The sequence below is a fragment of the Psychrobacter sp. APC 3281 genome, assembly GCF_030407815.1.
GTDB lineage: Bacteria > Pseudomonadota > Gammaproteobacteria > Pseudomonadales > Moraxellaceae > Psychrobacter.
On sequence record NZ_JASDCS010000001.1, the window covers coordinates 340,196 to 354,079 of the forward strand.

Consider the following 13,884-nt stretch of genomic DNA (forward strand, 5'->3'; position numbering starts at 1 on the left):
GAAACAACCATGATAAAGGGTGCGACGTGTCAGAATTAAAACGCATTTTACAACAGATTACCGCTTTGAGCGACGTGCCAGATCCTGCGGTACTCAAACGCTTGATTGATGAGCTACGAGTCAGTGATAAAGAACCTGCATTGGCCAACGAAAAAATTCAATCCCTTATTGATATCATACATCAGCATCCAGAATATGGAGATGGGCTGTCTAGTTTTGTACTAAAACTGATTATCCAATATCGACAAATTGCGCTATATACCGACACTGGTATTATGTCAGACCAAGGATTCTTCAACAGTTTACGCCGTTTGATTGGCCATCGGTTTTTACCATTATTACCACAAGATGACTCTGTCGTTGAACTGGCGGGCTACTTATTTAATAAACGCTCTGATGAACGTTGGCTGGCCAATATTGAAAAGGAAAAATGGGACAAACTGGTTGAGCTGGTTCGCGTAGAAGAGAAACATTTAAATCTAGTAGCTACCGCAAAAAATAGTATTTTAAACGCCATTATCATTTTGTCTTATCGCATCAGCGGTATTGGCTTGCATCCTGATTTGATGGAGTCCTATCCACAAATACTGAACTATTCCGCATCTTTCGTTGCACAAAATCAAGAAGCCGTACTCTTCGTCAATCAATATCGTCAAGCACATGAGCTTGATACCTTGACAGATATCACGCCCGAGCAAGCAGTCGATCCCGCGCCATTATTGGTCATGCTAGAGCAGTGCGAAGATATCGTCGCTACCGTACGCAAGCGGATTTATAAAACTGGTATCTCTATCCGTTTGACTAATATGATGCTGCGTTTAGATCAAAGCTTGCAGCGTATGCGAATTTTGACTGAGCTGGTCACAGACGATAACCAAAAGCGAGATCGTGCTGTTATTGAACTGATACAGGCGCTCATCACTACGGCCAATCAGCGCTATAGTATCGGTTATTTGATTGATAACAATACCAAACTACTCTCTCGCAAAGTCACAGAAAATGCCAGTCGCGTCGGTGAGCATTATATTAGTACCGATAAAGCTGGCTACCAGAAGATGCTCAAAAAAGCCTCTATTGGTGGCTTTATCATCGCATTTATGGCAACCATAAAAATACTGGCGTATCACTTAGCGCTCGCACCCATGGGTCGCGCGTTCATCAACAGTATGATCTATGGTTTGGGCTTCGTATTTATTCATGTTATCCGTGGTACAGTCGCGACCAAGCAGCCAGCCATGACTGCTGCTGCAATCGCTTCTACCATATCTGAAGGCTCTGGCAAAAAATCGCATCAGTTGACCAAGCTATCAGAATTGGTCGTCGATATCTTGCGTACCCAGTTTATCGCTATCATGGGTAACGTCATGTTAGCCGTACCCGTCGCTTTGATTATCTCTTTTGCATGGTTGCAATATACTGGCGCGCCAATGATTGACACTGAGAAAGCAGGACACCTGCTACATGATCTCAACCCGTTCCACTCATTAGCGCTGCCCCATGCTGCCATTGCTGGGGTTTATCTGTTCTTATCTGGTTTGATTGCCGGCTACTACGATAACTTGGCAGTTTATAACAACGTAGGCGCGCGCATACAACGTCACAAATTACTGAAATACATATTGCCTAGTTCATGGCTTCAGCGTTTAGGCGGCTTTATAGAAGCCAACTTGGGCGCTATCATGGGCAACTTCTTATTCGGGGTGTTCTTAGGTAGTACCGCGACTATTGGCTATATCTTTGGCCTACCAATTGATATCCGTCACATTGCCTTTGCTTCAGCAAACTTGGCACACGGGCTATTCAATATATCTGCTGATGACATCAGTTGGAGCCTCATCCTGATTTCTATACTTGGTGTGGCACTTATTGGTCTGGTCAACTTGATCGTTAGCTTTTCACTGGCACTGTTTGTCGCCTTACGTTCTAAAGAAGTTCGCTTTTTCGAATGGAGTCGCCTCACAAAACTGGTATTTGGCCATATTATTAGTCATCCGTCTGACTTTTTCTGGCCACGTGATAAGCCAATGAAATATGCGCGTATTGATAGTCAGGGTCACATGATATTTGATGATACCTCCGCACAAAAAAATGGCAAATCTATACCAAGCAATTATGTGGTAAGGCGTTTGTCTGATGTCAGAATCCTGCCTGAATCTAAACATGCTGATGCTCAACATTCCCAGACCAACACCGACATCAACTATGAAAAGCAGCCGACAGATGAGCATACGCAGCCGTATAGCTCTCCTGAAAAGGTAATGGATTTGGACGATGGTTTAATCGATGACGAACTAAACAGTGTTCCTTATACCGATGATATTCAATACGATAAGGCCACCAAAACGATAAGTGCGATTGATAGCGATGTTGTTAGTGATGAGCCACACCACACTGACTCTGATGATAAGCAGACTGGTGATGCAAAAACACCTTTACCAAAACCTAAAAAACCACCAAAGCTACCTAGTTAAATAGGTAGTTGCGGTGGGTTTTTGCTCGATCGACTGTTGTTACTAAAATTATTTGTCATAACGTCTGTTATCAGAGTATGTTCGATGCGCTATAAAGGTAGCGAAGCATTGGCTAGATAATTAGCATTCTTTTGTCTATCATCCTAAATTGTACTAAATTAATTGACCACAGACTTTGATCATAGGAAAGAAAATGTCGTTCTTTTATCCTAAAGATGTAGATTTTATGGAGATGTTTGGATGCGAGAGTCATATAGATAATGATGGTTTGCTAGAATCCACATTCATTGATACACAAAATAAAAAATGGTTTTTTCTATCAGTGATATTCAGAACTCAATATCTGCTTATATATATCAAGATGAAGCATTAATATTTAAGATATATGAAGAAGGAGCGATGAGGGTCATGATATATGAAAATCAGATCATTATAGAATATCTGAATTATCAGGATTTATACGCTAAAAGACTTACTATTATTGATGTGTATCCAATATTTAAAATTGACCACTCTACTCTGATAGACAAGGATATGAACCAGCTAAACTAAATACTTTAAAGGTATTATCATATTAAGATGTACCTACAGCGAACCAATCAGGTGCTTTCACTGGTTCGGTACCCTAGTGAGGACTTGAATATTAAGCTGTCGGCTAATGGTATCAACGTTTTAACTCGCTAAAACAGTCACAGTGTACTTCGTGGTGTACTTACCATACATATTCTATCTGTGATCGATGCGCTATACAGGCATCAATGTGGTAGGTATATGAGACACCTCGGAATTTTAATACTCTCTAAGATTGTTGGATATCAAACAATCCCAGCGTGGTTCAGCATATGTATCAAAAAAACATTTTTTATTAGGAAAGGCCATGCTGCTTAGTTTTATTGCGCGCCATAGCACATTAATTATGCCAGTTTGTGCAATTATGGGCTTTGTTTTTCCAAACTTATCCAATGCAGTATTGGTATATTTACCCCAAATATTGTTCTTCTTGATGTTTTTTACTTTACTAGGCATTGACCAATATGCACTTTTAAAGCGTATAGCGACAAGCTATGTATGGGTTTTTGCCTTGTTACAAAGCGGGGGCATGAGTCTAGCTTTAATAGTAATTGCTTATGCACTCGGTGTACGTGGCGATTGGCTATTGGCGATTGCAGGTCTTGGTGCCACTGCCCCATTATTCGGTAGTGGTGCGTTGGTCAATGCGGTGGGATTTGATGCACAACTGGCGACGGCAAAAACTATCGCTGCTACGCTCGTTATGCCCTGTACATTATTAGGCGTATTATGGCTATTAGGCGATGAAAGTTCGAATTTAGACGTTGGTCTTTATGTCAAACGCTTGTTAGTTTATATTTTCATGCCAATGGTGCTAGCTGTGGGAGTGCGTCGGTTTGTTCCACCTGCTATTTTGTCACGTTATTATCCCAAAATTGGGCAGTTTAATATTTTACTGCTGATGTTGTTTCCACTGGGACTGATGGCAGGATTTCGTACTACGTTTGACCATAATCCCTGGCAAGCGTTGTTATTACTAGTGCTAAGTTCGGTATTGGCATTGGTGTTTTATTTTACCGCTTATATAATATATCGGCGTTTTGGCTATGAGAATGCTATTGTCGCGGCGCTGGTATGTGGCGGACGCAATGTATTACTTTCTTACACCATAACTGTACCCTTTATGGGTGCGGTGTTTCTACCGTTACTGGGTGCTTTTCAATTACCAATGTTTTGCTTACCCTTACTGGGCAAATATATGGCAAAACGCCATACAACTAGGCCTATGGATTTAAAATCAAGTTTTTGAACAGCCAGACTGTTAATAGATGATTTATCGTTTAAAGGATTTATTTTTTGAGTATACCCCAACGAAACCAGTTATTTCACTCTTCAAATCTATTAACAGACCATCTAAAACAGACTGCTATAATGGAACCACTTATAACAGACTGTTTATTTAGCCTTGTATATTAAGACGCTTATAACCCTCTTTATGGACTCGGGCACTGTGCGCTTGAGGTTATTACCTTGCCGTCACCCAATCTATAAGCCAATAGATAATTACCCCACACGCAGCCACCGTCGAGTGCACGCGTATGTGGCAAATCAATCTCGCCTTTTAGCGCAGCCCAATGTCCAAATAGTATCTTACGAGTGCGCGGTACTTGCCACTCAAACCAAGGTAAAAAGTCCTTTGGCATAGTCTCATCTAAGCCTGCTGAAAAGCTAAACTCAAGCGATCCATCCTGCTTACACAAGCGCATACGCGTGAAGTAATTAGCAATCGCCCGCATCTTGGTAAATCCTTCGATACCTGCATGCCATTCATCCGCTTCTTTGCTATATAGATTCGGCAGCAATTGATCGAGCTGATTCAAATTACTTTGCATCTGAGCTTCCAATTGTTGTGCATATCCTGCAGCGGCTTCAATACTCCAATGCGGTGGAATACCCGCATGCACCAACACCGTTTGTTCATCAGGATAGGCTAATATCGGCTGCCTACGTAACCATTCGAGCAACTCATCACAGTCAGCCGCAGCAAAGATAGGTGCGGTTTTGTCTTTATTTTTAAGCTTGGCGGCCCCGCGCCAGACTGCTATCAAATTAAGATCATGATTGCCCAATACTGTTGCCGCTGCGCCCTGCTCACACAACGCTTTGACATGGCGCAGCGTGTTCAATGAGTCCTCGCCGCGTGCTACCAGATCACCAGCAAACCATAATTTGTCTTGGGCAGGATCGAAATCCAGTGTTTTTAGCAATTGTAGATACGCAGCATAGCAACCTTGTAAGTCACCGATAACATACTGATGGCGAAAACTCATAATACCTCAACGATTTAAACACGATAGTTAAAGACAGCTCGATAAGAAATAAATACTTAAGTACTAGTCATAAAAATAAAGCATAAAAAACCGCCATTATAATTGACGGTTAGTAGCATGCTTTTATGTATCAAAAATACATTATACGTCTAGCTGTTGTGAATGATTGCTTAGGTTCACAAAGTCTGTGACGCTTAATGTCTCAGGTCGTGCCTGCGGATCAATACCACAAGCCTCAAAATCGTCTTCGCTCAATGTCGGTAGCAACGTTGATTTTTTGAAGATAGCACGTAGCGTCTTGCGACGATGGTTGAAAGTCTCACGCACGACAATAGCAAAGTGCTCTTCATCATTTGCGACTACTGGTTTGTTGATATGCGGCGTCAGGCGAAACACAGCACTGGTCACCTTGGGTGGTGGATTAAACGCACCGCGAGGAACGGTCAGCAAGTAATCTGTATCACAGTGGTATTGCATAATGACCGATAAGCGGCCATAAGTCTTGCTACCTACGTCGGCTGTGATACGCTCGACCACTTCTTTTTGCAACATAAAATGCATGTCTTGAATCACATCGGCATAGCTAAGCAGATGAAATAAGATAGGCGTTGAGATGTTATACGGTAGGTTACCCACCACGCGCAGCTTACCGCGCTCTTCACTATATAGCTCACGGTAATCCACATGCATCGCGTTGTCTTTAATAATCTCAAAGTTTGGATGGCTATTGGCACCGATACGAATACGCAAGCTATCTGCCAAATCGCGATCTAGCTCCACCACTGTCATCGCATCTACTTCTGCCAATAACGGCTCGGTCAATGCGCCCATACCAGGCCCAATCTCGATCAAATTGTCATCGCGCTCTAGACGAATACTTTCGACGATTTCGCGAATGACGCTAGTATCATGCAAGAAATTTTGGCCAAAGCGCTTACGCGGCTGATGTTTGGCAGCACGTAAGCTGTTAGAAATAGTTTGAGCATCAAATGAAGTTTTGGACATAAAAGAGTCTTAATGTATAAAAGATAAATGGGCGATGATAATGTAATGGCAGCGATATACTGACTTTATAATGGTGAATTATACCACAGCTCATAATTAGGCTGTGTTTTTGAATAATTATTATCGATAGACGAGCCATGCTTTCGAGTAACCGGCCCGGTAACTTTTTACCTCTACATTCATATAATATAAACTCTGACTATGCTAAATAGTAGCGTCAAATCAAGTGCTAGCAGACAGAAACAGGTCCAAAGATGGCGACATCATAACGATTGCGGCGTAAAACTAAATCGATAATTAAACGATTTTTAACGCTTCTTGGGTTTAATAAAGCCCCACTGCATAACGCAATTGGTTATGTTTCACCTTTTGAGTTTGAAAAGCGCTATTATGATAATTTAACCCTGTCAGGCATTGCTGTCTGACTCCAGTAAAGTAAGCCAGTCTCTGATATAGTCGAGGCGGTTCAGCCCTACGCGATCGTCAGCCCGCCAGATAAATACCCTTAGGGAATTCACATATGATCCTGAAACTTAACGTCACCCTCCATTATCGACTCTCAGAGCCAATGGATCTTTTGCTTCAGATCGAAGCTGCTGATCTTGCGGATCAACGGGTACGGTCAGCCGAGATTTGGACATCAGACGTTGCGCATTTTTCACGGGTTACCGCCGATGATGGCATAGGAGAGCGGATTTGGATTCACGCTGAAGGGGATTTTAGCTGCACTTATCTCGCAGAAATCGCCGTTGACCGTCCTGCCTTGGACATATCGGTACTGTCCCAAACGCCCCTGCATCTTTTGCCCGGAGAGACGATCAGGCATTTAATGCCGTCTCACTATTGCCCGTCAGAACAGTTCCATGCCTTCGTGGACGCCGAGTTTGGCGATCTCGCTGGCGGCGCACGGATTGCCGCGATGCGTGACTGGATCGAGTCGGCATTTAGCTACGTACCCGGATCAAGTCATGCTCAAACCACCGCGCTTGACAGCTTTGCTCAACGTCAGGGCGTATGCCGCGACTTTGCGCATGTTCTCGTAACACTAGCGCGCGCGTCGTCAATACCAGCTAGGTTTGTGAGCGTTTATGCGCCCGATGTGACACCACAAGACTTTCATGCCGTGGCCGAGGTCTATCTTGAAGGGAGCTGGCACCTCATTGATCCCACTGGCATGGCAGGTGCCGACACAATGGCCCGCATCGGTGTTGGGTCCGATGCGTCCAGCGTCGCGTTCTTAACCTCGTTCGGATCCATGGAGCTCATCAACCAATCGGTATCCGTAACCAGACAAGCTTAGGGTCCTGATCCTAGGCTTTCGAGCCTGTGTTTAAGACAGATGCTGCCTGTCATACACGATAAAAACTTTACTAAATCGTCTTAAGCGGCTGCCTTTTTAGGTAGGCATTACTGATAATAAAATTATTAAGTACTATGTGAAAAATATCTATAAGCACTGACTTATACAGCAGGTACATCGATAAGTGACTTATCCGCCATCTCATTAGCCATATTTAGTGCTTGATATAAACTGGTCGCACTCGCACCGCCGCTTCCTGCCAAGTCTAACGCCGTACCATGATCGACAGAGGTACGAATATAAGGCAAGCCCAAGGTTAGATTTACCGTATCGCCAAAACCGTGCGATTTTAATACTGGCAATCCTTGGTCGTGATACATGGCAATGACCGCATCACAGTTTGCTAAATGTCTGGTGGTAAATAACGTATCGGCAGGCATCGCCTCTGATATATTGACACCTGCATCGATGAACTCTTGCAACACGGGATTGATAATCTCAATCTCCTCACTTCCCAAGTGCCCGCCCTCGCCTGCATGTGGATTGAGGCCGCAAACCAAAATACGAGGCTGCGTGAGACCAAACTTCTCTCGCATATCATCAATCACAATTTGTACCGTTTGGCGTACATTATCGGCAGTAATCGCAGCAGGGATGTCCTTTAATGGTAAATGCGTAGTGACAAGCGCGACTTTCATCGCTTGATTGGCCAGCATCATGACGACTTTCTCACAGCCACTTTGCTGCATAAAAAACTCAGTGTGACCGCTAAACATAGTGCCATCTAACAGCTTGATACCAGCATCTATCAGCGCTGATTTTTGTAAGGGACCTGTGACGATAGCGGCAACTGTTCCATTTACTGCTAACTGATGAGCAATGTCTAATTGCTGAGCCACCATCGCTGAGTTGGCAATATTGATTTGTCCGCCAATAACTCGTTCTGCACAAGGGACATTAAGCAAAATGAAAGGACTATCAGCGTTGATCTTTTGCTTTGATATCTGCTCTACCAAGTTAACATCGAAGTTACCGGCATTTACATCTGTATTGATAGTATGCCAACTAGGTATGCTTTTGAGCACGCCAGCCGCGACCAACTCCTCTGCACGGACTTGCATCGTGCTCGCATCAGCGGTTACCCAAATGGGACGGTCAAAATCTTGCAGCTTGCCCTCTGCCGCCAGATTCAATACGACATCCATGCCAATGCCCGCAGGCTCACCTGTCGTGATTAATAATGGACGTTTTTTTTCTGTCATAGCAATAGCCTTATTTTATTTAAATTTTTGATTTTATTATATTTATCGTCAATATTTTCAGTTGTTACGTTTAGACAATGGATGCGGTCTCTTATTTTATGCATAACAACCACTGTAGATTTAGTTGCTTACCCAGCCTAAAAAATCACATAATGTGTTAAACTTTCGCTTCTGATTGTAGCATTTGCAGGCAAATCTAAAACCACGTTTTGGTACATCTACCGTAGAGATGTACCATATCTGTTTTGCGCTACCATCGACATCCTTTTTTATACCCATTTTGACACATTAGGCACTCATGGCAGAAAACGACAAAACCGACGACTTACTCAATCAGACACCGCCGCACAATATCGATATTGAAAAGGCATTGCTCGCGTCTTTGATGAGTATCGAAGAGGCGTACGACAAGATTGCCGATATCGTCACCAAAGATGACTTTTATGCTGGGCGACATCAATATATTTTTGATGCGATTGCTCACCTTGCAGCCGTTAACGAGCCTTATGATACGGTCATGGTACACGACTGGTTAGAGGCGCAAAAGTTACTCAAAGGTGCAGGTGGGGACAGCTACTTAGCCGATATTTTGAGCCAAAGTCCGGCGACCTTGTTTAACCTGACCGCTTACGCTCAGCGCGTACGTGAGCTCTCAACGCTGCGTCAGCTCATTACCACGGGTAATGACATGCTGACGCTTGCCTATAATCCAAAAGACCAAAGCGTTAGCGACATTCTAGACAATGTCGAGGGTAAGATATTTAGTATCAATGAGCAGCATAACAAACGCGCAGAACAGCGCGGACCTGTCGGTATTACTTCGGTCTTAACCAATGTTATCGATAAGATTCAAGAGCTAAAATCTAATCCCGACGGCATGATTGGTTTGCAGACACCATTTGCCGAGCTGAATAACAAAACCCAAGGCCTACAAGCGGGTGATCTGATTATTGTCGCTGCGCGTCCTTCGATGGGTAAAACCACTTTTGCGATGAACTTGGCAGAAGGGATTTTGTTTAATGAAGATTTGCCCGTCGTGGTGTTTTCGATGGAGATGCCCGCTGAATCTATCGTCATGCGTTTGCTGTCCTCATGGGGCGCGATTAACCAGACGCACCTGCGTTCTGGGCAAATGAATGAAGATGAATGGGCAAAGATGATGAATGCCATTCAACATCTGCAATCGAAGCATTTATATATTGATGACAGTACCGCCCTACCGCCGTCTGAGATGCGTTCTCGCTGCCGCCGTATTGCCAAAAACCATGACGGTCGCTTGGGTGCTATCGTAGTCGATTATCTTCAGCTGATGAAAGTACCCAGCTTAGATGGTAACCGTGTTGGCGAGATTTCTGAGATTTCTCGTAGTCTAAAGGCACTAGCGCGTGAGCTTGAATGTCCAGTGATTGCGTTATCACAGCTTAACCGTAGTCTAGAAAACCGTCCAAATAAACGCCCTATCATGTCGGATCTACGTGAGTCTGGTGCGATTGAGCAGGATGCCGATTTGATTATGTTCATCTATCGTGATGAGGTTTATAATGAAAACTCGGACCATAAAGGCGTGGCGGAAATCATTATTGGTAAACAGCGTAACGGTCCTATCGGTACTATTCGTCTAGGCTTTGAAGGTCAATTTACCCGCTTTATCAATCTAACGCCAGAGTACTATCAAGGCGTGAGTTTTGAGAATGATGAGTAATTAACCTTATAAATTTAACCCTGATCAATACTAAGCCTCAAAATTAGGTCTAATCATAGGTCAATAAATAATTTTACATAACCAGTTTTAATACAATAGCCAGTACCGCATCAACTCAATCGATGCAGTACTGGCTTTATAATTTCATAATTCTACTCATACAGAAGGCGATTATGCGCACTATCACCATAAAACCAAAAGCCCTTACTCATAATCTAAATCAAGTCAAACAACGAGCACCCCAATCTAAAGTATTGGCTATGGTCAAATCCAATGCTTATGGACACGGCGTGGCGGCAGTCTTGCCAGCCCTGCAGCAAGCAGATGGTATCGGTGTCGCTACGTTGACTGAAGCGCTAGAAGCTAGACAGTTAGGTTGGGAGAAAACCATCGGTCTAGTAGAAGGTGCATTTACCGCTGATGAGTGGCAGCAAGCGATTGATCATGAGATTAGCTGCGTGATTCACCACGGACCACAGCTAGAATGGGCACTACAAAACATCCCGCCAGCTGGCAGTGCAACCAGAGTGGCTTGGATCAAATACAATACAGGTATGAACCGTTTGGGTTTTAACGCTGAGGGAGTGCTATCAGCAGCAAAACGCCTACATGAAGCGGGTTATCAGCTGATCCTAGCCACGCACTTCGCCAATGCCGATGACCACGATCATCCATTAAATGCGATGCAGATTGAGCGCTTCTCAAGCGTACTAGCGACTTTGAAAGATACCATTGGCCCAGATATCCAAGGCTCATTATGCAACTCTGCTGGTATCGTCAACTTCCCAGAACATCATTATGATTGGGTACGTCCAGGCATTATCTTATACGGTAGCTCTCCTGTCGTTGATAAGAGCGCACAAGAACTAGACTTGCAGCCCGCGATGGAGTTTAGTGCTCAAATCATTGCTCTACAAACCGTTAGCGCAAATGATGCAATCGGCTATGGTAGCCGCTGGCGTGCGCAGCAAGATACCAGAACCGCTTTGGTCAGCGTGGGATATGGCGATGGCTATCCACGTGTGGTCACTGATGATGCGTATGTTACTGTCATGGATGCTAACGACAGCCAAAGCTACCGCTGCCCAGTTATTGGGCGAGTAGCTATGGATATGATTGTCATTGATATCAGTAATGCACCTGAGAGTCTTGCTATAGATAGCAAGGTCATGCTCTGGGGCGATGCGCCTCGTGTCGACGAAGTAGCAGGTCATGCTGGGACAATTAGCTATGAGCTGTTATGTCGCCTTAGCATACGTCCAAACCGTACACAGGCATAATCATTAGCGGCACAGTCATTAGCATATAAGATATTGCGGCTTGCTAAGGAGATTTTGGTCTATTTGGCAAGCCATTTAATCTTGATAAAAATGAACGTTTACATTGAAAGTAAATACGCTATACTAAAAGTTTGTTGTCAACCCAGTATACGCACTGACGCGATGCTATTGAAGACTGATAACGTTTCACTGACTGCGATCGACTGCTAGGATTACTATGAGTTTGCGCCATTTTTTAACCTTATCTGATTTAACCAAACAAGAACTAGAAAACTTAATCAAACGCGCAAGCGAATTGCGTAAGATGCAACACGCAGGCGAGATATACCAGCCTTTTGTTGGTCGTACGCTTGGCATGATATTTGAAAAATCTTCAACGCGTACCCGTATCTCATTTGAGACGGGCATGGGTCAATTTGGTGGTAACGCCATATTTTTATCACCAAACGATACGCAGCTCGGTCGCGGCGAGCCACTAGAAGATTCAGCACGCGTGATTTCTAGCATGGTTGATATCATCATGATTCGTACCTTTGGGCACGAAAAAGTTGAAACCTTTGCTGAATACTCAAGTGTGCCTATTATCAATGCATTGACCGATGACTATCATCCATGCCAGTTGCTCGCTGATATGCAGACCTATTACGAGCATCGCGGTAGTATCGAAAATAAGATTGTGACTTGGGTTGGTGATGGCAACAATATGTGCTCGTCATTTATGCAAGCTGCCAATCAGTTTGGTTTTGAATTACGCGTGGCAGCACCTTATGGGTTTGAGCCTGATCCGAAACTTATGGAACGCTTCTCACATTGCGTCAGTCTGGTAGAAAACGTACAAGACGCGGCAAAAGATTCTAACTTAATTGTCACTGATGTGTGGGCAAGTATGGGTCAAGAATCAGAGCAAAACACACGTGCACGTCGTTTTGCGCCTTATCAAGTGACACCGTCTCTATTAGACAAGGCTGATCCTGAAGTGGTGTTTATGCATTGCTTGCCCGCCCATCGCGGCGAGGAAATCTCTCATGACATGCTTAATGACCCACGTTCTGTCGTTTGGGACGAAGCTGAAAACCGCCTACATGCACAAAAAGCATTGATGGAGTTTTTACTTAAAGACAAAATCAAGTTGCCTGCATAACTTAGGTTATTTTATAAAAAGACAGTGAGATAAATAGTACAATAACTTGCTAACAAACTCCTAAATAAGTTCCCAAATAAAAAAGCCATCCAGATCTGGACGGCTTTTTTGTTTATACAAATGATTTGATCATAGATTAACGCGTGAGCGTTGTCACGCCATTTGCACCTGCTTTTAGCAGAACGTCTGCTTGGTTTGCTGCAAAGATACCATTACAGACCACACCTACGATATTATTCAACTCTTTTTCTAGCGCGATTGGATTACTCACATCCAAATCATAAGTATCTAGAATGACATTACCATAATCAGTGACAAAGTCTTCACGATATACTGGCTCGCCGCCCAATTTGGCCAATTGGCGAGCCACATACGAGCGGGCTTGTGGTAATACTTCAATCGGTACTGGAAACGCGCGACCTAATATATCAACGCTTTTGCTATCATCGACCATACAGACGAACTTGTTTGAAGCTGCAGCCACAATCTTTTCGCGAGTCAATGCACCGCCGCCGCCTTTGATAAGTTGCAAGTGCTCATTGACTTCATCAGCACCATCGATATAAACATCTAACGTGCCAGCAAAGTTCAAATCGACTATTTCGATACCAAGCGCACGAAGTTTGTCTTCTGTCACCTGTGAGCTAGCGACGGCGCCAGCAAGCTTCAATTGTGGCAACAACTCAATCAAACAGTTGACCGTACTACCTGTCCCTACCCCAAGTATCATATCGTCTTCGATATAGCTTAGAGCAGCTTTGGCCGCGGCTTGCTTTTGTGCTTGCTGATCACTCATCATAAATCCTTGGAAAATAAACGTATGGTCTTAAAAAAAGTAAAAGGCTAAAACAGATAAAATGCGCGGCTATTATAACCGATGATA

The 13,884-nt window shown here is 43.8% G+C and carries 10 protein-coding genes; 6 read left to right on the forward strand and 4 right to left on the reverse strand.

Features of this window, described 5'->3' with window-relative positions; translation table 11 throughout:
* Nucleotides 1-26 precede the first annotated feature (26 nt).
* Both QL886_RS01350 and QL886_RS01355 read left to right on the forward strand, forming a co-directional pair.
* Nucleotides 27-2,471 (forward strand): site-specific recombinase, encoded by a 2,445-nt coding sequence (locus QL886_RS01350; RefSeq protein WP_290177372.1) that lies wholly within the window; start codon nucleotides 27-29, stop codon nucleotides 2,469-2,471.
* Nucleotides 2,472-3,351: 880 nt separating this feature from the next.
* Entirely contained in the window at nucleotides 3,352-4,290 is a 939-nt protein-coding gene (locus tag QL886_RS01355; protein ID WP_102093031.1) for a lantibiotic ABC transporter permease, read from the forward strand.
* Nucleotides 4,291-4,474: 184 nt separating this feature from the next.
* Here QL886_RS01355 and QL886_RS01360 read toward each other — a convergent pair whose 3' ends face one another.
* Together QL886_RS01360 and rsmA are read right to left on the reverse strand one after the other, a co-directional pair.
* Nucleotides 4,475-5,311, reverse strand: coding sequence for a symmetrical bis(5'-nucleosyl)-tetraphosphatase (locus QL886_RS01360; RefSeq protein WP_290177373.1), 837 nt, complete (start codon nucleotides 5,309-5,311; stop codon nucleotides 4,475-4,477).
* 141 nt (nucleotides 5,312-5,452) lie between these two features.
* Nucleotides 5,453-6,316, reverse strand: coding sequence for a 16S rRNA (adenine(1518)-N(6)/adenine(1519)-N(6))-dimethyltransferase RsmA (gene rsmA / locus QL886_RS01365; protein WP_102091795.1), 864 nt, complete (start codon nucleotides 6,314-6,316; stop codon nucleotides 5,453-5,455).
* A 520-nt stretch (nucleotides 6,317-6,836) separates the two neighbouring features.
* Between rsmA and QL886_RS01370 the strand changes: the two genes are divergently transcribed.
* Complete coding sequence (locus QL886_RS01370; protein WP_290177374.1) at nucleotides 6,837-7,616, forward strand: transglutaminase family protein; 780 nt, start codon at nucleotides 6,837-6,839, stop codon at nucleotides 7,614-7,616.
* Between the two features lie 161 nt (nucleotides 7,617-7,777).
* Here the strand turns inward: QL886_RS01370 and pdxA are convergent, their stop codons facing one another.
* On the reverse strand, nucleotides 7,778-8,878 hold the full coding sequence (gene pdxA / locus QL886_RS01375; RefSeq protein ID WP_290177375.1) for a 4-hydroxythreonine-4-phosphate dehydrogenase PdxA: 1,101 nt from the start codon (nucleotides 8,876-8,878) through the stop codon (nucleotides 7,778-7,780).
* A gap of 298 nt (nucleotides 8,879-9,176) precedes the next feature.
* Between pdxA and dnaB the strand changes: the two genes are divergently transcribed.
* The 3 genes from dnaB to argF all read left to right on the forward strand — a co-directional run bounded on the left by dnaB (nucleotide 9,177) and on the right by argF (nucleotide 13,001).
* Nucleotides 9,177-10,580, forward strand: a complete 1,404-nt coding sequence (gene dnaB, locus QL886_RS01380) for a replicative DNA helicase (RefSeq protein ID WP_057760393.1) — start codon at nucleotides 9,177-9,179, stop codon at nucleotides 10,578-10,580.
* A gap of 173 nt (nucleotides 10,581-10,753) precedes the next feature.
* Nucleotides 10,754-11,860, forward strand: a complete 1,107-nt coding sequence (gene alr, locus QL886_RS01385; protein WP_290177376.1) for an alanine racemase — start codon at nucleotides 10,754-10,756, stop codon at nucleotides 11,858-11,860.
* Between the two features lie 217 nt (nucleotides 11,861-12,077).
* Nucleotides 12,078-13,001 (forward strand): ornithine carbamoyltransferase, encoded by a 924-nt coding sequence (gene argF / locus QL886_RS01390; protein ID WP_057760398.1) that lies wholly within the window; start codon nucleotides 12,078-12,080, stop codon nucleotides 12,999-13,001.
* A gap of 136 nt (nucleotides 13,002-13,137) precedes the next feature.
* Here the strand turns inward: argF and rpiA are convergent, their stop codons facing one another.
* The gene (rpiA, locus tag QL886_RS01395; RefSeq protein WP_057760400.1) at nucleotides 13,138-13,797 is read right to left on the reverse strand and encodes a ribose-5-phosphate isomerase RpiA; all 660 of its coding nucleotides are present in this window, start codon (nucleotides 13,795-13,797) and stop codon (nucleotides 13,138-13,140) included.
* Nucleotides 13,798-13,884: the final 87 nt, after the last annotated feature.